Origin of the sequence: Rhodococcus sp. AH-ZY2 (assembly GCF_030916465.1) — a bacterium.
In the GTDB taxonomy this organism is placed as follows: Bacteria; Actinomycetota; Actinomycetes; order Mycobacteriales; family Mycobacteriaceae; genus Rhodococcus; species Rhodococcus ruber.
In genome coordinates, this window is record NZ_CP126458.1 from 404,693 (window position 1) to 424,241 (window position 19,549).

The following is a 19,549-nucleotide window of genomic DNA, read 5'->3' on the forward strand; positions in this document are numbered from 1 at the left end:
GCGCCGAACCGTGACCGAAGCAAGGACCAGCCACGCCGCCAACCTCGAGACCGTCGCGCGAGCCACTGCAGGTGGATACATCATTTCCGGTGAGAAGACATCGGTGACGATGCTCGCGAACGCGGAGGCAATCATCCTCGCCGTCACCAAGGTCGGGGCGGCGCGGATGATCTGCTACGCGGCGCTCGAGAAACGCACCCTCGGCCTGCCACACACTATCGATGCGGCGATGGCGAAGTGGTACGGCCCGCTCGTCGCGAGCGCAGCGGTCAAGGAACGCCTGCTTCTGCACGGCAACTACGGATACTCGCAAGAACTTCCGTTCGAGCAACGCCTACGTCACGTGATGTCCGTCGAAATCGTTGACGGCACGGCACGGATCCAGAAGGTCATCATGCGAGAAAGGTATGGGACCGACTTCGTTCCCTATGAATTGGAGCGGTGCCCCCACGGCCTCGTCGTGGCAGACGGGACCGGCCCGTCCCGCGCCCTCTGGACCGTGAGTTCGTCGAGTTTCTCTTATCCCCCGGCAGCTGAAGTGGCGAGCGGTCGGGGCCTGCCGATCCCATGGCGCGAATGTGAACTCGAGCCTGAACGTGTTCGCCTCCAGTGCTACCTCTGCACCGTCCGGTAGGTGAAGAGGTAACACTGGGCTCGGCGTGTTACGTCAAGGAGGGGCGGTAGGCGTAGGAGGACGACCGCGACAGGGCGAATTCGAAAATGCCGTATCCGGCCTGCCCGTTCCATGCGAACACGCAGCATCGGTCCGTCAGGGCGGAGTCGAGAGTCGTCGGTCCCACCGTCCCGTCGAGGGGATAGACGTCGAACTCTTCGAAGTCGCGACCGCGAACCTTTCCGTGGTGTCCGCCGTAACCGCCACCGGCCATGTATCCACCGCCGGCCGAGGCGTCGGCATCGACGCGGTAGGTTGCCCCGGCGGCGGTCACGATCGCCACCGTGCCGCTGATCAGGTCGTTGCCTGCCGTGAATGCCAGGTTGTGCCGGACATCGGTGATGTCGTCGAGTCGACCGTCGTCGTGCATGACAGCGCCTTCCAACAGGATCCGGCCGCCGTGTCGGTTCTCGACGAGGAGGAACCCGAATGTGCGGTCCGGGAACTGGGCCTGGTACCAGATGTGCAAGCCCTGGCCTCCGGACATGGTGCGTACTCCGCGGGAACGGTCCCGTAGTCCGTACCAGCCGGTGACATCGGTGGTGGTGCCGTCCAGCGTGAGCGTGCCCTCGTAGCGGCCGGGCTGGAAGAGATGATCGAACGAGGTGACGTTTCCGTCGGTGTTCGCCACATCCACCGACCCGAGCCAGTAGGGCGCCCGGGCGTGCCAGAGAAGGTCGAGTTCGAGTCCGGTCTTGTTCTCGCCGAGTTGGATTCGCCAGGTGGTGTTGTCCTCGACGGTCTCCCATCGCAGGGGCCCGACGGAGGCGGCGTCGGTGGCGTCGTGCTCCGTGGAGACGCGGAGGTTGCGTTGTTCGGACGCCGTGGTCAGCACCACGAAACCGTCCACGACGTTCCGTGGCGGATAGACCCCGGCGCCGAGGACGACCGAGGGCGCGGTGCCGCCGTCCGGGTGGAGGTTGAACATGAACCGGTCGAAGAACTTCTCCGGCATGTCCGAGGTGGCGCGGGTTACCAGGGCGTCGTGGAATCCGTCGGTCATACGTGCTCCTTCTTGTCGACGGGGTATCAGTTGGGAACCGGCGAAGTCGTCGTTTCCCGGGCCTCTTCACCAGCATCGACCTCTTTGTGGTCGAGGGTGAAGCGGTAGGAGCCCATCATGAGTAGGCAGGCGATCCCGATGCCGACCAGCACGATGATCGGTACGGCACCGGCGCGGTACGACCCGGTGGCTCCGTAGATCTGTCCGAGCAGGAAGATGCCGAAGGCCGCGCCCTGAGCGTAGAGGAAGTAGATGAATCCCAGCACGCGGCCGTACGAGTGCTTGGGAAAGTATCTACTCACCATGTAGGCGGCGAGATCGCCCTCGGACCCCAGACCGAGACCGATCAAGGCGGAGCCGAGGAACAACAGACCGACCTCCGACGAGGTGATCATGAAGAAGACGCCGACAGCGCACAACGCGAAGATGACCGCCCCGATCGCGGGAGCGTAGAACCGGTCGAGCAGATAGCCGACGAGTAGACGCGCGAAGATCGACGCCAAGCTGAGAACGGACAGGACCGATACGGCGGTGCCCTGGCTGATGCCCTTGTCGGTGGTCATCGGCACGACTTGGGACATCAAGCCGAAGGTGGCCGAGGACACCACGAAGATCGCCACGGAGAGCAGCCAGAACTGTCGGTATTTCCGCGCCACGGTGAGGAGGGACTCTCCGGCTACCCGGCCTTGCAGACGCGCGGCCTGGCGCTCGGCGTCGTGTTCGGCCGGCATTCGCGTGACAAAGGCGTATACCGAAGCAGGGATGATCGTGCACACGGCGCCGATGACGAGGAAGGCCACCCGCCAGCCCCCCATACCCAGGACCCAGTTCGCGAGATACGGCATCAGTACTCCGCAGGCGCCGAGTCCGGCCATGAGAATGCCCAGGGCCATGCCGCGTCGGTCTTGGAACCATGCACTGACCACGGTGGAGTGCGCCACCGGGTTCACCGCGCCCGCACCCGCGCCGATCACGATGCACAGCGCGAAGAAGAGCATTTCATTGTTCGGAAGTGCAGCCATCAGCATGAGGCCGATTCCGAAGGCCAGCGCCATCGGGACCGAGGGCACCTTCGGTCCGTATCGGTCGATGAGAATGCCCAGGATGACGATGCTTATTCCGACCATCACCGTCTCGATCGACAAGCCGTTGGCGATGATGCTGCGGTCCCAGCCGAACTCCTCGGTCATGGGCTTGCCGAGGATGTTGAACAAGACGTTGACCGTACTGGTGCCGAACAACAACGTCAGAAAGCCGGTGGCGACGTACCACCAGCGGTTCAGATGCCCGGCGGGCGCCTGCAACCCAGTGGTGCCGACTGTGCTCATGGAAGCTCCTGTGATTGGTGACGGTGGCGGGGCGGCGAGGCCGGAAACAGCGGAGTGGTGCCCGTCACAAATGAGAGCATACGGACAGTCCAATGTAAAGGACAGTCCAAAGTGTTCGGCGGAGGAGTGGGGGGTGGCATCGTGCCGCTCGGCAACGTGGTGGAGTCCGGCCGACGGCGCGGGAAACGGTTCCTGCCTCGTGGCGCCCTCCGCCGATGTCGGTGCGGCCCGGCGCCTTCGGCGGCTGTTCCCCCCGTGCCTGCGGGGACCGCCTCCGTCGTTTCGGACGGTAGGGAAGTCGCGGGGTGCCCGGGAAGGATGTCCCGCTCTCCGGCTGTCAGTTTCTCCAGTCCGCATGTGGCGATATGTGAAGCATCCCGAATTGGCCGTAATGGGTCATACCATTGGACTGTACGCCTCGGCTTGGGTACGGTTGGTCGGTGATTTCAGTCACAAGAATGGGCGGAAGCGGCATGGGCAGGATGTTCGGGAACGCGGGCACATGATGAGAGGAACGACGCCGTCGACCCATCTCGTGCAACGAGCCGCCGAGTGTCTCGGTATGGCCGGCAGGCTCCTGGGCGACCAACCCAGCGACATGCGCCCGACTGCCCTGTCGGGGTCGCTGGCCCGGGCGCGACGTCGACTCGCCCATGCGCTGACCGAGGGGCAGGTGGCCGGAACCGACATCGAGGACGCGTGTCGAATTCTCGTCGACATCGAACACCTGGAAGAGCAGTTCGCCAAGACCGAGGCGCTCCGTCATGCCGCCGAGTTGGGCGAGGTACACGACGCCGCAGCCCAACTTCGGCAGCTTCCACCACATGCCATCATCGAGTCGGCACCCAAGATCATCTGCACCAAGTTGCCGTTCGCGCGCTCATTGATCTCCGCCGTGTCGGGCTCTCGCTGGCAGCCTCGCCGCCTCTATCTGCGACCCGAACTCGACGGCTCCCATCTCGACTTCTCCGACTACATCGACTCCGCCGAACTGTCACTGGCAGAGGCTCCACTCGAAACCGAGCTGGTACGCCGACGGGTACCGGCGCTGGTCGCTGCCCCGGCCGATGACCAGCGCACACACAAGGAGATGGTTATTGCGTCTCAGACGTCGGCGTACGTCGCTGCACCGGTCATGTCCGGGGGAAAGGTCATCGGGCTACTCCATGCGGACCGTCCCGGGGCGGCTGATGCGCTCGACCCGGGTGATCGAGACCTGTTGGACACGTTCGCAACAATTCTGGCGATCAGTTACGAACAGGCCGTTCTGAAGCATCGGTTACAGCTGCAGCGCGCACGGATCGAGAAGTCGTTCGAAGCAACTCAGATCATGCTCGATCGGATCTCGCAGGCCGACGCGATCCTCTCCCGCCCTGCCGACGTACCTGCGAACGGTGCCGTGGGCAAGTCCGACGATCACCAGGGGATCGAACTGACTTCGACGCTGACCTTTCGGGAACGCGAGATCCTCTCGTATCTCGCGACAGGAGCAACGAACAGCCAGATCGCCCACGCACTGGTCATTTCCGAGGGAACCGTGAAATCGCACGTGAAAGCGGTACTCAAGAAGTTGCACGTACCGACGCGCGCTGCCGCGGCTGCTCTCTACTCGAACGAGGCTCGACGACAGCGATGAGGGAGAAATTTCAGGGGCAGACAACCGCCCGGTCGGCCGCCGACCGCGAATTGTCACACGCCGTCATCGCCCTCGTCGACCAGCTCCGGAACACCTACGGTGTCGACTTGCGTCCCTACGAGACTCGGTCGGTTTCTCTCGACACTCAGATGACCCTGCTGGACGAAGCCACCGAATCTGCGTTCACCGCGCTAACCGAACTCGACCCCGAGCGGCAAAGGGCACTCGGTCGCCTCATTGTCGACCTCCAGGACCTGCGCCGGCGAATCCGCACGGAGCATTCCGAACCGGAACAGGCGCTTTCGCCCCACGAGTTCGCCGGCGCGATACGTCGCCTTCGCGGAGCCGAGTCGGTTGCCGGTCTCCGCAAACTCATCTGCCGAGAAGTGGCACACGCCGCCCACCTCGATCGAATACTGTTGTCCGAAGTACACAACGGAACGTGGAGAGGACTGGAACTCTACAGCGTGGTAAGGACGGAGGCGGTCCTCCTTTCGCCACACGCCTTACCTCTCACCTCCGAATCGGCCGAGCGCAGGGCATGGGAGACACGGTCGGCGGTCCTTGCCGGATCGGACACCGACATCGGACCGAGTCAGGAGGCTGCGCAGATGCTCGCCTCGAGCTCGTATGTGGTGGCTCCGATCACCGTGTCGACCGGTGTGATCGGGCTCCTGCACGGAAGCCGCGCCACCGGTGAGGGGTTGGATGCTGTGGTCAGAGATGTGCTGGGCGCATTCGCGCGAACTTCCGGAACGCTGTTCGAACGGGTGATGCTCGCCGATCGCCTCAGCGAACAGAAGAACCTGATAATCCAACGATTGCAGCAGGAGGCCCGGGAAGCCGAGATTCTCGAGCACGCCGATGTGCATTTCGTCGACGAGAACTCCACCCGGTGTTCCGTCGCGAGGGCCGGGGGCTTGAACGAAGGCCTGGACACCCCGGTGCTCGGCTCTCTGACTGCTCGTGAACGCGAGGTCTTCGCATTGGTTGTCCGGGGTGCGTCCAACGCCGACATCGCCGAGGAGTTGGTGATCAGCATCTTCACGGTGAAGACACACGTCAAGAAGATTCTCCGAAAACTGGGCGCGATGAATCGGTCCGAAGCCATCTATCGCTATCTCGAGATGACGGATTCGCGGTAGCAGCTCGGACTCCTTGTCCCTGATGCTCGCCGGAAATGGCGAGGACCTACGGATTCGATCCGTTCTCGTCGATCGGGCCGATCGGCTCCATTGGACAGGCTCTGTCGGGACGAGCCGCTGCGGGCGGCGGTATCCGATCAGGCGTCGGCAGCCAATTCGGCTGCCTGCTTGCGGAGGAGGAACTTCTGGATTTTTCCGGTCGCGGTGGTAGGGAGTTGATCAACAATCACGAGCTTTTCGGGGATCTTCTGCATCATGGCCTTGCGTTCGTCCCGGAGGAAGTCGGCCACATCCTCGAGAGTCGGCGCGCAGCCGTTGACGACGATGAAGGCGCACACCTTCTCGCCGAGGCGGGTGTCAGGCATCGACACCGCCGCTGCCGCGATGATCCGCGGATGCGCCAAGAGGTGCTCCTCCACCTCCCGTGCTGAAATGTTCATGCCTCCCCGGATGATGAGGTCCTTGATTCGTCCAGTGACCCGGAGATAGCCGTCCGCGTCGACGCGGCCGAGATCACCGGACGCGAGGAATCCCCGGCCGTCGACCGAGGCAGCCGTGCGCTCGGGATCACGCCAGTATCCGAGGAAGATGCCCGGTCCTCCGTAGAAGATCTGACCTTCCTCGCCTGCCGGCAGGACGTCCCCCTCGTCGTCACGGATCTCGAGATCGACACCGTCGAATGCCCGCCCGTCGGAGGAGAGCACCTTCTCGACAGGATCGTCGACGCGCACAGCCGTCACCAGAAGTCCCTCACTGCTGCCGTACACCGGAAGGAGGGTGCAATCGGGGAGCGCTGCCTTCCAGTCCCGCAGGAGGGCTTCCGGGATCGGGGCCCCGGCGCTCACCCAGAGTCGCATCGAGCTCAGGTCGTGAACTGCGCCGGCCTCGATCGCTCCGAGCGCCATCTGGAGGAACGGCGTCGCGGCCATGCTGACCGTAGTCCTGTGCTCCGCGATACGTCGAAGTCCCTCGTGCGGCTCCCATACGTCGAGAAGGTGGATTCCGCTTCCGAGGATCAACGGTGTCGCCACGCCCACGGCGAGCCCGGTCGCATGCGTCACCGGGGAAGGCATGAAGACCACATCGTCGGAATTCAAGCCCATCACTTCCCGACCGAGACCGTAGACGGTGAAGGACAGGGTGTTGAACGTGTGCTGGCAACCCTTCGGACGTGATTCCGTGCCGGAGGTGTAGATGATCGCGTGGGCGGCATCTGCCGATGGTGGCGATCCGAGCTCGTCGTGACCGGGGACATGATCACCGGCGATCAGCGAATCGAACGCGAGTTCACCGGCGCCGACCGCCCCGCGTACGACGACGACGTGCTCGAGGCCGGGCACCTCGCGACGGACCTCGGTCAACATGTCGGCATAGCGGAACTTGCGAAACTCCTCGGTGACGAAGGAGATCTTGGCGCCGGAGTGTTCGAGGACGTAGCGCACCTCGTCATGTCGGTACACCGGCATCGTCGGCACCAGAACGGCGCCGATCCGCGCCACGGCCACATAGATGACGACGAACTCGTTCCAGTTCGGCAGCTGCACCTGCACCCGGTCGCCAGGGGTGATTCCGAGTTGTCTCAGAGACTCCGCCAGTCGGTACGCCTGCGCGCGAAGCTCGCTGCGGGTGAGCGCTGCATAGCCATCGGTGACCGCGACGAAATCCGGGTCGATCGCCGCCCAGCGGTCGACGTGTTCGGTCAGGCTCTCGTCACGCCAGTAACCGTTCGAGCGGAACGCGTGCAGGGTGCTCGCGTTGTAGCGGTCCTCGGGAAGGATTGCCCGTGTGTGCTCCACGACGTCCATGTGCGGATCCTTGCTCTCAGGTGTCCCTCCGCGGGCGGAGGCGGGCCGAAGTTGTCGGTCGCACCATGATGTCGACCGGAAATGGGGAAGAGAACGATTCGGGCGCGATCTCAGCCTCGAGGGTGAAGGAAATGCCCCGATGGGATGAGATGCGGGGGGTGGCGCGAACGCGCCGTATCCCCAGCGGCGTCGATGGTGAAACAGCTGCACCGAGACCAGGGTCTCCGGTGTTCGCGATGTTGGCCGGATCGTCGTCGTTCCGATGCGGGACGAGGGCGGCGTCGTCGCGTCACCCGGAGGAGGGGTCTGGCCCCGGTACGGAGGCAGCACTCAGGCTGCGGATATTCCCCCGTTGACGCTGATCGCCTGTCCGGTGAGCCGTCGTGCGGCGGGGGAGGCGAGGAAGACCGCGAGCGCCGCCAGGTCCTCGGATTCGGGGACGCCGAGGTGGGCCTGCTGGGCGGCCTTGGCGAACAGTTTGGCGCTGAATCCGTCGGAGGTGATCCGCTCGGTCGAGCCGGTTCCGGCGACGAGAGACGGCGTCAGGACGTTGACCCGGATTCCGTTGCGCTTGGCCTCGATCGCCAGGGTTCGGGTGAACATGACGATCGCCGCCTTGGCTGCACCGATGACCGCTTCGCCGGGCGTGGCGGTCTTCGCGGCATCCGAGGCGACGTTGATGATCACCCCGGCCTTCCTTGCCGTCATGTGGGGAACGATTTCGCTCGCAAGGTACATGCACGGCAGGGCGAGTTGGTCGAAGATGCGGGCGATGTCGTCGGTGGGGATGTTCGCGAAGAGTTCCGGGCGGGTGTCCGCCGCTGTCGTGGAGACGAGGATGTCGACGCCCTCCAGGACCCGTTCGGCTTGGAGGGCGATGTGTGTGGCGCCGTCGACGGTGGTCGCATCGGCGGACAGGAATGTCACGTCGCAGGATGAGTTGGCGGACGAGATGCGTTCCCGGGCAGAAGCTCCACGTTCCGATCCTCGACCGACGATCATGATGCGCGGTACGCCGGCCTGAGCGAGGCCCACGGCGGTCGCCAGGCCGATTCCGGCCGTGCCTCCCACGATCAGTGCGCTGCTGTCCGTCAGTTCCTTCGGTGCTGCGATATCACGCGTGTTCATTCGTGTATTCCGTTCGGGAGTAATGGATCAGAGCGATACCGTGCCGCGGGCGAAGATGTCCTTGGCGATGATGCGCTTCTGGATCTCGGCCGTGCCGTCGGCGACGAGGTAGGCGGTGACGTCGCGGTATCTCTGCTGCAGAGGTGATTCGGTCGAGTAACCGAGGTTTCCGTGGACCCGCATGGCGAACTCGATCGCGTTCTTGGCCACGACGGGCGGCCACCACTTGCTCATCGACGCGAGGGCGGTGTGCGGTTGCGCGGTTTCTCGCAGCCACAGCGCCCGATAGCAGATCCAGCGGGCACCTTCGAGGTAGGTGGCGTGTTCGGCGAATTGGAATGCGAGGCCTTGGTGCTCGGACAGCGGCTGCCCGAAGGTTTCCCGATGCTGCGCGTAGTCGGCAGCTTCCTCGAGGCTCTGTTTCGCTGCCCCGAGACACATCAGCCCGAGGGCGGCACGGCTGAAGTCGAAGTGCTCCATCACCGAGTGGAAGCCCTTGCCGAGTTCACCGACGAGATGCGATTCCGGGACGAAGACGTCGGACAGGTGGATGCTTCCCCAGCCCAGGGGGAGGCAACCCATGCCCGGCATGTGGCTGACAGTGACTCCGTCCGCATCGAGCGGGACGACGAAGCAGCTGACGCCCCGCGCTCGCTCCGATCCGGGTTCGCGGGCATAGACGAGGGCCGCAGTGGCGTTCATCGCCCACGAGATCGCGGTCTTCTCACCGTTCAGGCGCCACCCGCCCGCCACTGCGGTGGCGGTGGTGCGAAGGGCGCTTGCGTCGGATCCGGACCCCGGCTCGGTCAAGGCTATGGCGACGGTCTGTTCACCGCGGATCAGTGGCGGAAGGTAACGCTCCTGGACTTCGTCCCGGCACAGCGCCAGCTGGGAGGCGACCAGACCGATCTGTACCGGCGCCGATGCCATGTTCACGTCGCCGTATGCGAGGGTCTCGGTGGCGATGCCGAGCAGAATCGGATCTTCGTTGCCGGTCCCGCCGTACTGCTCGGGGAGTCCGATGCCCAGCAGGCCGATATCGCCGAGCTTCTTCAGGATGTCGAAGGGGAATTCCGTCGATGCTGCTCGGTCGCGGTAACCGGGCAGGAGTACGCGGCCGCTGAACGCTGTCAGCGTCTTTCGGAACTCCTCGTGTTCGTCGGTGAATGCGAAGGAAACCATCGGAGTGTGCTCCTGTGCGTGACTCGATCGGGGGTGATCACGGCGAGGGAAGCGCTGACGCACGATGCGAAGGCGGATGGACCCATTCCCTGCCGGAAAAGAACTCTAGGTTTGAATAGTAGGTCGACAAAGCAGTTTCGGCAAGAGGTGGGTGATGCGGAGCAGCGCGGCGCTCGACTGTTGCAGCCGCGAAAGGTTCAGGCGTTCAATGGCCCGTCTCGATGTCGCCGACAGCGCGGCGGACGAGTTGCAGGTGTGCGATCAAGGATTCCAGGGTCTCGGTGTCGACCGAGGCGAGACCGAACCGGGTACCGGCGAGTCGATCGTTCGCTTCCTCGACCACGTCCATGCCGGCCGGGGTGAGCGTGGCGAGAACGGTCCGGCGATCCGTCTCGTGAGCGTGGCGTTCGACGAGGCCGGCCTTCACGAGCTGATCGACCGCCATCGACACCGTGGTCGGATGGACCATGAGGTACTTGCTCAGCTTTCCCAGTGGACGGGTCCGGCCCTCGGACAGCTGCAGCGAAGTCAGAATGAGATAGGCGTTGCGCGACAATCGAAGCGAGCGCAGTTCTCCGTCCATGGCGCGGACGATCCACTGATGTGTACGAAGTAGGGCCATCGTGGTGGCGAATTCCAGTTCGGCCGAATCCCGCCGTTCCGTCCACTCGGCGCGCATCCAATCGATCACATCGCGGCTGTCGTCGGCAGGGGTCGGCCCTTCGCTCACCACTACGCGTCCTCTCGTCGTCGCCGAACCATGCCTCGCACCGACAGCCGGGTTGTATCGGATTCGATGATAGGGGTACGGGTGTCGCCGGTCGGTGCACGAACGGCTCAGCTGTGCGAGAGCACGATCTTCCCGAATCCGCTTCCCTGTTCGAGGTGCTTGTGGGCGGCGGCCGCTTCGGCGAGGGGGAAAACCGCGCTGATAGGCAGTGGGGGGACGGTTTCGGCGTCCAGCAGCCGTAGAAGACCGGTGAAGTCGTGCGGGCTGCCCATCGTGGTCCCGATCAGTTCGTATTGCCCGAAGTAGAACGGGCGGATGTCGAGGGCGGCGTGTTCGCTGCGGGAGGCCCCCAGCACGACCAGTCGACCCCCCGGCCGCAGTGCTGCGATGGACTGTTCCCACGTGCCGATGGAATCCAGGACGAGATCGAATCCTTGGCCGTGGGGTGAGAGCCGGCGAGCGGCATCCGGCCATGCGGGGTCGGTGTACAAAACGCCGTTCGTCGCGCCGAGTTCTCGAGCCTGCGCAATCTTGGACGTCGACGAGGAGGTGACGGTGACGCGCGCACCCACGGCGGCCGCGAGCATCACGGCCATGGTGGCGACGCCGCCGCCGGCGCCGAGGACCAGGAGGTTTTCGCCGGCGCGGAGGCGGCCGCGTGTGAACAGGGCGCGGTAGGTGGTGAGTCCGACGAGGGGCAGTGCAGCGGCCTGTTCCCAGGTGAGGTTGCGGGGCTTGGGCGCGACGCAGTCCTTCGGGACTCGGACGAACTCGGCGTAGGTGCCGCGCTGGTGATCGCCGAGGATCTCCCATTGCGCGCCCGGGGCGGCTTCGCGATCGCCCCACCACAGTGAGGGGAGCACGAGGACTTCCTCGCCGGTGTCCGTGCGGATCCCCGCGCCGTCCGCGCCGAGAATGTGCGGCAGTGGTGAGGAGTACTTGCCCTGTCGCACCAAGACGTCGTGCCAGTTGAGCGCGGCCGCCTTCAGTTTGACGGTGACCCATCCTGGCCCGGGGGTCGGATCGGGGACCGATTGCCACTTCAAGACATCAGGTCCTCCGAATTCCTGCATCACGACGGCGTCCACAATGATCCTTTCGGTCGTACCTGGTGCGCGATACTGCACATCCTGCGGTGTGGGGAGGGTCGGCCTATAACCGTCACCGGTGCCGATCCGAGGGTTGAACCGGTGGATTCCGGCGGGCGGGGTTCGTGCCGGCTCTACATCCGAGGGCTACGGGGATCTCCACAGCGGTCGCCGGTGTCGTTTGCGCTCGCTCTCGGTCAGGCCGCCCCAGATGCCGTACTGCTCCGAGTGGGCGAGTGCGTGCTTGCGGCATCGAGGTAGCACGGGGCATTGCTGACACACGCTCTTCGCCTCGGTTTCGCGCAGTGCTCGTTCGTGCCCGGCTTCGTGCTCGGGTCCGAAGAACAGCGAGGGGTCCGCATCGCGGCACCGGCCGTGCCTCTGCCAGTCCGCGCCGGCGACGACGACCGAAGCTGTCATGGGTACCCCTGTGGCTGGTGCGGGTCGAAAAAGGTGTCCTCGCCGGTCAGTGGACGGCGCTGTAGGTGATGGTGGCGGTGGTGCACGTCTTTCCAGCCGCGTTGCGACTGGAGACTTCGACGATTCCGAGGCTGCGACCGCAGTGCACAACCTTCGGTGTGAAAGTGACGGGTTCGTCCGACGGGCACGGCCGCAGATACGAGATGTGAATCGAGGTGGTGCGGAACTCCGCGTCGGTGGGTAACGCAGCCGAACCCGCGATTTCGGAGGCGCACAGGAGCACACCACCGTGGATGTTGCCCATCGGATTCGCGAGCATCGGTGACGGGCCGAATTCGATCCCACTGGCCCCCCGCGCGTGCTCGGCCCCCAGCAGGTCGATGATCGAGCGGGCGCGGAGTCGAGAGTCCAGATCATCGGGGGAGAGGACGGGTGCGCCCGGTGGGTCGGTCAGTGGCACTGTCTGGAGGCGGGTGGACCCGCAGGCGATCAGACGGCCCTGCGCGTCGACGACCCGGCCGCCGGCCAGCCCGGTCCGCGAGCCTCGGCCGAGAACCCAGCTTTCGGCGCGGAGAACCGATCCGTCGACCGGTGGGTCCGCTATGAAGTCGAGATGGATTTCGGTGCTCACCGCCCAGTGTCCCTCAGGAGTTGGTCCACTGACGAGATGTCCCATCACGTCATCCATTACGACGCCGAGAGTTCCTCGGTACGGTTGTCCGAATTCGTCGGCAAGCCATGGCCCCGTGAGCATGTCGGTCAGCCCGCGGGTCTCGTCGCCGGTCACATCGGCGACTCGGAACAGCTTTTCGGCGGCGGTGGAGAAGAACCGAAGCGCAGTGGGGGTGTCGATGGTCATGGCTCTCCTGACGGACGGTGAAGCCGAATACGCGCACGCGCCCAGGGCCCGACCGCCGGAGAGTGGTCTCCGGCGGTCAGGTCCGTCGGGATGGGGAGCTCAGACGCCACGTTGGGCCTTGGCGGCTTCGCTTGCGGCCTTGCTGCGTTCACGTGCGGTGGCCCAGTCCTCGTCGGTCATGGAGGTCAAGCCGGCGAAAGTGCCGGGTCCGGCGAGCATCTGGCCCCCGTCCATGGCGATGGTCTGCCCGGTGAGGTAGTCGCAGGCGTCGGACAGCAGGAAGATTGTCAGGTTGGCCAGTTCCTCGATGGTGCCCATCCGCCCCATCGGGACCTGGTCGGCCTGGGTGGCGCCGACCGCGCTCTTGTCGGTGGGGTTGAGCATCTCCCAGGCGTAGTCGGTGGGGATCGGTCCGGGGGCCAAAGCATTCAGGCGAATTCCGTAGCGGGCCCATTCGACCGCCAGGGACATCGTCATCGAATGCACGGCGGCCTTGGCCATCGCGGAGGGGACCACGAACGCCGAACCGCTCCACACCCAGGTGGTCAGCGTGGACAGCACCACGCCCCTGGTGCCACCTTCGATCCAGCGGCGGCCGGCGGCGTGGGTGGTGTTGAACGAACCGTTCATCACGGTGGAGGTGACCGCTTCGAAGGCCCGCGGGCTGAGTGACTCGGTGGGGGCGATGAAGTTGGCGGCGGCGTTGTTGATCACTCCGGTGAGGGGGCCGTGCAGGGTCCAGATCTCGTCCATCGCGGCGGACACCATCTCCGCATTGCGGACGTCGACGGTCTGCCAGTGGACCGAGCCGGGCCGCGAGACGGACGCCTCGCTGGCGGCTTCTTCGAGGACGGCGGGTCGGCGTCCCCAGAGGTGAACGTCGGCGCCGTGGTCGACGAGGTGGCGGGCGACGCCGCGACCGAGGCCGGTTCCACCGCCGGTGATGAGGATTCGCTTGCCGGCGAGGGCCTCGGACGTGAACGGGGAGGTGGTCATGTCGGGTCCTATCGGTCGGGGAACGGGAGTCACAGTCCCAGGCTCTTGCTGATGATTTCGCGTTGGATTTCGTTGGTGCCGCCGTAGATGGTCGGTGCCAGGGCGTGGCGGACCTGTTCTTCCATGCCGTATTCGCGGGTGTAGCCGTAGCCACCCATCATCTGCATGGCTTCGAGGGTGGTCTTCTTCGCGATCTCGGTGCATTTGAGTTTGGCCATCGAGCCCTCACGGTTGAGATTGTCCTCCTCGCCGGCGTCGATGCGTTCGGCGACCTCGTAGACGAAGGACTTTGCGAAGGCGATTTCGGTGGCGAGGTCGGCGATGCGGTGGCGGATGGCCTGGAAGCTGCCGATCTTGCGTCCGAACTGCTCACGTTCGGTGACGAACGCGATGACGTCGTCGAGTGCGCGTTCGGCGGCACCGAGCGACATGGTGGCGATGATGAGCCGCTCGACGCTCAGGCCGCGCATGAGGTGGCGCCACGCCCGGTTCGGGGTGCCGACCACGGCGGTGACCGGGACGGCCACGTCGGTGAAGTAGAGGTCGTTGCAGGTGCGGGCCTCCATGGTGGCGATTCCGTGGATCTCGAGGCCGGGGGTGTCGGTGGGCACCATGAACAGGGTCAGACCCGTGTGCTTGGAGCCGGAGGAGTCGGTGCGGGCGAGCAGCAGGATGTGCTCGGCGACGTGGGCTGCGGAGATCCACGTCTTCTGGCCGTTGATGACGTAGTGGTCGTCGACGAGCTCGGCCTTGATGCGGACGCCGCCGAGGTCGGATCCCGCGCCGGGCTCGCTCAGGGCGATCGCTTCGAGCTTGCCCGCGGCCATGTTCGACACGATCGTGCGCTTCTGCTCCTCGGTCCCGTAGCGCAGATACGTCTGGGCGGCGGTCAGGCCGGTCGAGTAGCCGGTGATGGGGGCCAGACCGCGAGAGGTCTCCTCGAGGAAGATGCACTCCTCGACCATCCCGGCGCCGCCACCGCCGTATTCCTCGGGCAACGACACCGCGAGCCAGCCGAGTGCTGCGAACTTGTCGAGGAGGACCTGGCTGTTGGCCACGGTGCCGTCGGCGGTGAGCGCATCGCGTTGTTGAAGGGTTTTGCACTCGGCGTCGCAGAACTCGCGGACCGCGAGTGCGAACTCCTGTTGTTCTCGGCTGAAGCGCATGTCGACAATTGCTCTCTGTGAAGAACCGGGGTGGGTGACGTGATCTGGGGCAGGTCACCGGGCGGCGGGACGGTGGTGTCTCGCCGCCCGGGAGCTGGGGAGGGTCAGGCGCCGCGGAACTTGGAGAAGTCGGGCTTGCGCTTCTCGTTGAACGCGCTGATGCCCTCGAGTGCTTCGGCGGACTCACCGAACAGCTTGAGTGTGGAGTAGGCCATGTTGCCCTGGGCGATGAAGTGCTCGGTGTCGGCGTTGAGCGACTGCTTGAGCACCTTCAGTGAGGTGGGGGAGAGCTGCAGGATCTCGTCGGCCCAGGCCCGGACTTCGGCGCGGAGCTGGTCGGCGGGTACGACCTTGTTGACCAGCCCCCATTCCAGGGCCTGCTGGGCGCTGTAGCGGCGGCACATGAACCAGATTTCCCGCGCCCGCTTCTCGCCGATGGCGCGGGCGAGGTAGCCGGTGCCCAGACCGGCGTCGAAGGATCCCACCCGGGGGCCGTTCTGTCCGAAGATGGCGTGCTCGGCGGCAATGGACATGTCGCACAGCAGGTGCAGGACATGTCCGCCGCCGACGGCGACACCGTTGACGGCGGCGATGACGGGCTTGGGGGTGTCCCGGATGACACGGTGCAGGGCCTCGACTTCGAACAGGCCGCTGTCGGACGGGCCGTAGTCGCCGGTCTCCATGCGCTGCTTCTGGTCGCCGCCCGAGCAGAAGGCCTTCTCACCGGCGCCGGTGAGGGCGACAGCGCCGACCTCGGCGCTGCCCCAGGCGGCCTTGAAAGCCTTGACGAGTTCGTCGACCGTGCGGGCGCGGAAGGCGTTGTATCGGTCCGGCCGGTTGATCGTGATCCAGGCGAGCCCGTTGTCGACCTCGTACGTCACGTCCGTGAATGCGGTGAAATCAGTCATCGACCTGCTGGTCCCTTCCTGCTCGGGTGGCTCGCCGTCGCCGCGAGAACAGGTCGCGGGACGGAGTCGTCGGGTTTGGTCCGACCGTATGACAAATGTACCCCGCGTTAACGATCGTTTTCAAGAGGTGGGTTGCTTGTCGAGTCCTGAGCTGGTGGCGGGAACCGCACAATATGCCCACAGCCGAGCCCGGGTAGAGGACACTTCCGACCGAACCTTCGCGTGGGCTCCCCGGAGGAATCGACATTGGCGATCGGCGCGAGATACGTCGCAGGACTCCGGGCGGTCGTAGGGTTCGCTCGTCGTTCTGCTCTCGACCGGCGCCTTCTGCCAGGCTCTCATCCCCGGAGAGTGAACCCCACGGAATTCGACGTCACGACGCTGCACGGCCGCCGGATCAGCGCTGGCACCGGACGGTCGTGGTCGATCTGCTCGAGCGGTTGGTGTGGAGCAGCCCGGACAAGGATGCACTGGGCGGCTGGGCCGGGGCGTACCCCACCGAAGACTTTCGGCGCCTGACCTATCGACAGGCGGACGACGCGACGAATCGCACTGCACGAGCATTACAGGCGGCGGGCCCGGCCGACGGCGAACGCGTCCTGCTGTGCTGCGAGAACTCCGTCGAGGCCGTGGGGACGATGTGCGGCATCGCCAAGGCCGGTCTCGTGGCGGTACCGGTGAATCCCCACCTCGCCCCCGACGTTCGCGAGTGGGTTGTCGAGCACGTCGGTACCCGGTTCACCGTCGCCGACGGTGAATTCGGCGAACGGGCCCATGGGGTATTCGCACGGGCGGGCCAAGCCCTGCTCGGTCGGGGTGCTCCTGCCCGGCGTGCCGGCGCGCGTCGCCGACGACGGGAACTGTTGATCCGCGGCAGCAACGTGATGTCCGGATACCTGGCGAGCCGCAGCGCACCCCCCCCCGTTACCTTCTTCGTAGTCCCGCACCGCGGGGCCACGGTCGCCAAGTTCGGTATGACTTCTTGCCCCTGTCTCTCGAATGATCCGGGGGGTGGTGTCGCCGAGCCTGGTGGCGTCGATGGACCGCTGATAGGGACAGGGCCACCGGATCTGAGGTAGGTCTCTTCGTAACGTGGGTGCCGGGTGTCGACGTCGGATCGGTGACCGTCCGGAGCGGAACGGAAGGCACGCTTCATGGACCCGACCTACGCCGTGTTCTGCGGCGTCGACGTGGGCAAAGGCGAACACCATGCCGTCGGACTCGACCCCGCCGGCACCCGACTGTTCGACAAAGCCCTGCCCAACGACGAGACCAAACTCCGCGCCGTGTTCGACCGCCTGGCCGAACACGGTCCGGTCCTGGTGATCGTCGACCAACCGAACACGATCGGCGCCCTGCCGGTCACCGTCGCCCGCGCCTGCGGCCACGCCGTGGCGTACCTGCCGGGGTTGACGATGCGCCGCGTCGCCGACCTGTACCCCGGTCAGGCCAAGACCGACGCGCGAGATGCGTTCATCATCGCCGACACCGCTCGGACGATGCCGCACACGCTGCGCCGGGTCGATGTCGGTGACGAGGCGCTGGCCGAGCTCGGCGTCCTCGTCGGGTTCGACGACGACCTCGCCGGTGAGGCCACTCGCATCAGCAACCGCATCCGCGGACTGCTCACCGGCATCCATCCCGCCCTCGAACGGGTTCTCGGCCCCAAGATCGCGCATCCAGCCGTGCTCGAAATCCTGTCGCGCTGCGGTGGACCGGTCGGCATCCGCAAGGCCGGCAAGCGCCGGCTCACCACCCTCGCGACCAAGCACGCTCCGCGGATGGGCTCCCGTCTCGCCGAGGAAATCCTCACTGCCCTCGATGCACAAACAGTGACGGTGCCGGGCAGCAACGCCGCCGAGATTGTCTTGCCGAAACTGGCCGACTCGTTGAAAGAGATTCTGCAACAGCGCAAGAGCATCGCCGAGGACGTGGAGAGGATGCTCGACGATCACCCTCTTTCGAAGGTCCTGATGTCGATGCCCGGCGTCGGCGTCAGGACCGCAGCGCGCATCCTGCTCGAGGTCGGCGACGGTTCGGCGTTCGCCTCCGCGGCGCACCTGGCCGCCTACGCCGGCATCGCACCGGTGACTCACCGTTCCGGGTCGTCAATCCGCGGTGAGCACCCCGCGCGATCGGGTAACCGCAAGCTCAAACGGGCGTTGTTCCTGTCCGCATTCGCTGCGCTGCACGACCCGACCAGCCGTGCCTACTACGACCGCAAACGCGCCGAAGGCAAGAAGCACAACGCCGCGCTGATCTGTCTCGCACGGCGACGCTGCGACGTGCTCTACGCGATGCTCAAGAACAAGACCTTCTACCGCACCCCCGCTGCTGCAGCGGCTTGACAGCAAACATAGGGACACCCCCCACGCCTTCGACGCCGACGGCTGGTTGCGCACCGCGGATCTCGGGGAGATCGACGCGGACGGGTACCTACGGCTGGTGGGGCGCAAGAAGGACATCCTGATCACCGCGCCGGGAAAGAACGTCGTCCCCACCCTCGTGGAGAACGCAAACAAAGAACAGACCCGGCTGCTCGATCATGGTCGTCGCGGCCGCCGAGGCCGCCGGTACGTCCCGGCGCTGTTGGTCCCCGAGCACGAGCAGCTACATGCACTCGCCGCCGCACACGGCCTGTCCGGGGACATCGGCGACCTCGTCCGGCACCCGGCGGTGCGAGCGGAGACCGACCGGGCGATCGCTGCGGCGAACGAGCGGCTGGCCGGCCCGGAGACCGTGCGCGCGTGGACGCTGCTCGATCACCAGTGGCGGCCCGGCGGCGACGAGGTCACGGCCACGATGAAGCGGCGCCGGAGTGTGATCGCGGACAAGTACGCGCCGGTCATCGACCGGCTCCATCGCGCCGCGACCTGATCCCCATCACCCCGCACACCGGCGCCGGCCAGCCGACCTGCTCGGTTACGGCGAGTTCCCGATCGACCGCCTCGGCGATGTCCGAGGCGAACGCAACGACTCGCCGGGTGGTGAGGTCGACATGGGGTGCGACGACCTCGAGCGTGTTCGCGAGCATCTCGGTCGTGTCGTCGACGAGCAGAGCCATGCCGTGGATGATCTTGTCGGAGCGTTCGACGATCCGGAAGTAGGCCGAGATCTGGTGGCCGACGTGCACTTCCGTGTAGTACTTCAGGTGATGTTCGGCGGTGAAGAAGCCCTGTTTGCGTGTTGCTCGGTAGTCGTCGGTGAGGCCGATCCGGCGGAATGCGGTGTCGATGGCTTCGGCTCCCAGGTCCAGGTAGTGCCGGATGTTCATGTGACCGTTTGCGTCCTCGAATTCCGGTGGCACGACCAGCGGGCCGAACTCGCGGGGAAGACGAACGACCTGGTCGTAGGTGGGCAGCGTGACGGTGGCGGTCATGAGTCTCCTGACGGGCGCATTGTGAAAGGAATCGGCTGCCGGCGCAGCGAACTCTCCTCGGCACGTCTGTCGGCAGCACCGTTCCGGCCGCTCGGGTCGGCGC

The 19,549-nt window shown here is 65.5% G+C and carries 19 protein-coding genes; 6 read left to right on the plus strand and 13 right to left on the minus strand.

The window, feature by feature from the left end; genetic code table 11:
- Window positions 1-10: 10 nt before the first annotated feature.
- Window positions 11-634 (plus strand): acyl-CoA dehydrogenase family protein, encoded by a 624-nt coding sequence (locus tag QNA09_RS02780; protein WP_244213220.1) that lies wholly within the window; start codon window positions 11-13, stop codon window positions 632-634.
- Window positions 635-662: 28 nt separating this feature from the next.
- Here QNA09_RS02780 and QNA09_RS02785 read toward each other — a convergent pair whose 3' ends face one another.
- Together QNA09_RS02785 and QNA09_RS02790 are read right to left on the minus strand one after the other, a co-directional pair.
- Window positions 663-1,676, minus strand: coding sequence for a hypothetical protein (locus tag QNA09_RS02785; RefSeq protein WP_119699425.1), 1,014 nt, complete (start codon window positions 1,674-1,676; stop codon window positions 663-665).
- A 26-nt stretch (window positions 1,677-1,702) separates the two neighbouring features.
- Complete coding sequence (locus QNA09_RS02790) at window positions 1,703-3,004, minus strand: MFS transporter (RefSeq protein WP_119699426.1); 1,302 nt, start codon at window positions 3,002-3,004, stop codon at window positions 1,703-1,705.
- A 562-nt stretch (window positions 3,005-3,566) separates the two neighbouring features.
- Between QNA09_RS02790 and QNA09_RS02795 the strand changes: the two genes are divergently transcribed.
- The gene (locus tag QNA09_RS02795; RefSeq protein ID WP_244213221.1) at window positions 3,567-4,640 is read left to right on the plus strand and encodes a LuxR C-terminal-related transcriptional regulator; all 1,074 of its coding nucleotides are present in this window, start codon (window positions 3,567-3,569) and stop codon (window positions 4,638-4,640) included.
- Window positions 4,637-5,785 carry a helix-turn-helix transcriptional regulator gene (locus QNA09_RS02800; RefSeq protein ID WP_119699428.1) on the plus strand — a complete coding sequence of 383 codons (1,149 nt, stop codon included), beginning with the start codon at window positions 4,637-4,639 and terminating at the stop codon, window positions 5,783-5,785. Before QNA09_RS02795 ends, QNA09_RS02800 begins: the two co-directional genes overlap by 4 nt.
- A 137-nt stretch (window positions 5,786-5,922) precedes the next feature.
- Here QNA09_RS02800 and QNA09_RS02805 read toward each other — a convergent pair whose 3' ends face one another.
- The 10 genes from QNA09_RS02805 to QNA09_RS02850 all read right to left on the minus strand — a co-directional run bounded on the left by QNA09_RS02805 (window position 5,923) and on the right by QNA09_RS02850 (window position 16,067).
- Window positions 5,923-7,590, minus strand: a complete 1,668-nt coding sequence (locus QNA09_RS02805; RefSeq protein WP_119699429.1) for an AMP-binding protein — start codon at window positions 7,588-7,590, stop codon at window positions 5,923-5,925.
- A gap of 330 nt (window positions 7,591-7,920) precedes the next feature.
- Window positions 7,921-8,718: an SDR family NAD(P)-dependent oxidoreductase gene (locus QNA09_RS02810; protein WP_102031040.1), complete on the minus strand. Its 798-nt coding sequence runs from the start codon at window positions 8,716-8,718 to the stop codon at window positions 7,921-7,923.
- A 27-nt stretch (window positions 8,719-8,745) separates the two neighbouring features.
- Window positions 8,746-9,900, minus strand: a complete 1,155-nt coding sequence (locus tag QNA09_RS02815; protein ID WP_119699430.1) for an acyl-CoA dehydrogenase family protein — start codon at window positions 9,898-9,900, stop codon at window positions 8,746-8,748.
- Between the two features lie 205 nt (window positions 9,901-10,105).
- Window positions 10,106-10,630 (minus strand): MarR family winged helix-turn-helix transcriptional regulator, encoded by a 525-nt coding sequence (locus QNA09_RS02820; protein ID WP_244213223.1) that lies wholly within the window; start codon window positions 10,628-10,630, stop codon window positions 10,106-10,108.
- Window positions 10,631-10,737: 107 nt separating this feature from the next.
- The gene (locus tag QNA09_RS02825) at window positions 10,738-11,718 is read right to left on the minus strand and encodes a zinc-binding dehydrogenase (RefSeq protein ID WP_119699432.1); all 981 of its coding nucleotides are present in this window, start codon (window positions 11,716-11,718) and stop codon (window positions 10,738-10,740) included.
- Between the two features lie 147 nt (window positions 11,719-11,865).
- Window positions 11,866-12,138 carry a WhiB family transcriptional regulator gene (locus QNA09_RS02830; RefSeq protein WP_119699433.1) on the minus strand — a complete coding sequence of 91 codons (273 nt, stop codon included), beginning with the start codon at window positions 12,136-12,138 and terminating at the stop codon, window positions 11,866-11,868.
- Between the two features lie 46 nt (window positions 12,139-12,184).
- The gene (locus tag QNA09_RS02835; RefSeq protein ID WP_289378103.1) at window positions 12,185-12,925 is read right to left on the minus strand and encodes a PaaI family thioesterase; all 741 of its coding nucleotides are present in this window, start codon (window positions 12,923-12,925) and stop codon (window positions 12,185-12,187) included.
- 171 nt (window positions 12,926-13,096) lie between these two features.
- A complete protein-coding gene (locus QNA09_RS02840) occupies window positions 13,097-13,993 on the minus strand; it encodes an SDR family oxidoreductase (protein ID WP_119699435.1) in 897 nt (298 codons plus the stop codon).
- A gap of 29 nt (window positions 13,994-14,022) precedes the next feature.
- Window positions 14,023-15,159 (minus strand): acyl-CoA dehydrogenase family protein, encoded by a 1,137-nt coding sequence (locus tag QNA09_RS02845; RefSeq protein ID WP_119699436.1) that lies wholly within the window; start codon window positions 15,157-15,159, stop codon window positions 14,023-14,025.
- A 104-nt stretch (window positions 15,160-15,263) separates the two neighbouring features.
- Window positions 15,264-16,067, minus strand: a complete 804-nt coding sequence (locus tag QNA09_RS02850; RefSeq protein WP_119699437.1) for an enoyl-CoA hydratase-related protein — start codon at window positions 16,065-16,067, stop codon at window positions 15,264-15,266.
- A gap of 419 nt (window positions 16,068-16,486) precedes the next feature.
- Here QNA09_RS02850 and QNA09_RS02855 point away from each other — a divergent pair, with 419 nt between their 5' ends.
- From QNA09_RS02855 to QNA09_RS02865, 3 genes are all read left to right on the plus strand, one after another.
- The gene (locus QNA09_RS02855; protein WP_308072281.1) at window positions 16,487-17,146 is read left to right on the plus strand and encodes a class I adenylate-forming enzyme family protein; all 660 of its coding nucleotides are present in this window, start codon (window positions 16,487-16,489) and stop codon (window positions 17,144-17,146) included.
- Window positions 17,147-17,221: 75 nt separating this feature from the next.
- Window positions 17,222-18,415 carry an IS110 family transposase gene (locus QNA09_RS02860; protein ID WP_119699439.1) on the plus strand — a complete coding sequence of 398 codons (1,194 nt, stop codon included), beginning with the start codon at window positions 17,222-17,224 and terminating at the stop codon, window positions 18,413-18,415.
- Between the two features lie 46 nt (window positions 18,416-18,461).
- Entirely contained in the window at window positions 18,462-18,944 is a 483-nt protein-coding gene (locus tag QNA09_RS02865; protein WP_162919281.1) for a long-chain fatty acid--CoA ligase, read from the plus strand.
- Here QNA09_RS02865 and QNA09_RS02870 read toward each other — a convergent pair.
- The gene (locus QNA09_RS02870) at window positions 18,913-19,446 is read right to left on the minus strand and encodes a thioesterase family protein (RefSeq protein WP_119699441.1); all 534 of its coding nucleotides are present in this window, start codon (window positions 19,444-19,446) and stop codon (window positions 18,913-18,915) included. The two genes, QNA09_RS02865 and QNA09_RS02870, sit on opposite strands and share 32 nt — an antisense overlap.
- Window positions 19,447-19,549 lie beyond the last annotated feature (103 nt).